This window comes from Ruegeria sp. BHSB064 (assembly GCF_059613205.1).
The window spans coordinates 1-1,068 of the sequence record NZ_JBXWSB010000251.1 but is presented as its reverse complement, the minus strand read 5'-3'; the positions used below and the strand labels follow the sequence as shown (position 1 = coordinate 1,068).

Below are 1,068 nucleotides of genomic sequence, written 5' to 3'. Positions count from 1 at the left end.
GTGGGAGCCGGTCTTTGTCGATTTTTTCAACGGCCAGACGCGGACGCCCGAGTTTCGTGCCGAGGTCAATGAGATGAGTGAAGCGCCTGTCCTGATCGACGGTGATTTTCGGACCAGCCAGTCCGGCGCCATTCAGGCTTACGTGACCGAGAAGTCCGGTAAATTCGGTGGCAAGGAGCGGGAAGAAAATTACGACATCCTGCGCTGGGTTTTGTGGGACAATCACAAGCTCAGTTCGATGGCAGGCTTGACCCGTTTCCTGATCAATTTCCTTCCGGAACAACACCGCAATCCAGATGTAATTGCTTTTAACCAGGGGCGCCTGAAGGCAGCTTACCAAGTTTTGAACGCCCATTTGGACGGTCGCGACTGGATCGTCGGCGACGGCGTGACGAACGCCGATCTCAGTTGCTGCGGCTACCTTTATTATCCCGAACCATTCGGCTTTGACCGCGCCGACTGGCCCCATATCGACGCCTGGCTGACCCGGTTATCCGAGCAGCCCGGCTGGAAACACCCCTATGACCTGATGCCCGGCAACCCGTCGGATCGAGCTTAAGGAGAAGACCCATGACCGAAGCTTACATTTATGACGCCCTGCGCACGCCGCGCGGTAAGGGCCGTAAGGATGGCAGCCTGCACGAGGTGACCTCGGTGCGCCTGTCCGCCCTGACCCTGAACGCGATGAAAGAACGCAATAACCTGGAAGGCCACGCTGTTGAGGACGTGATCTGGGGCAACGTCACGCAAGTGATGGAACAAGGCGGCTGTCTGGCGCGCTCTGCCGTTCTGGCCTCGGATCTGGATCAGTCGATCCCCGGTCTGGCGATCAACCGCTTCTGCGCGAGCGGAATGGAAGCTGTGAACCTGGCTGCGAACCAGGTCAAAGGTGGCGCAGGCGAGGCTTACATCGCAGGCGGCGTTGAGATGATGGGCCGTGTGGCCATGGGCAGCGACGGTGCCGCGATTGCTGTCGATCCGTCGCTGGCGATGGAGACCTATTTTGTGCCGCAGGGCATCTCGGCTGACATTATCGCCACCGAGTATGGCTTCAGTCGTGATGATGCT

At 58.9% G+C, this 1,068-nt stretch carries 2 protein-coding genes; both read left to right on the top strand.

Translation table 11 applies throughout. From position 1 onward, the window contains the following. Window positions 1–559 (top strand): glutathione S-transferase family protein (locus AC2FNU_RS24750; RefSeq protein WP_496794299.1); only part of this gene is annotated, 559 nt, incomplete at its 5' end. 11 nt (window positions 560–570) lie between these two features. Next, window positions 571–1,068, top strand: a 498-nt coding sequence (locus AC2FNU_RS24745; protein ID WP_496794295.1) for a thiolase family protein, incomplete at its 3' end; no start/stop codon positions are given.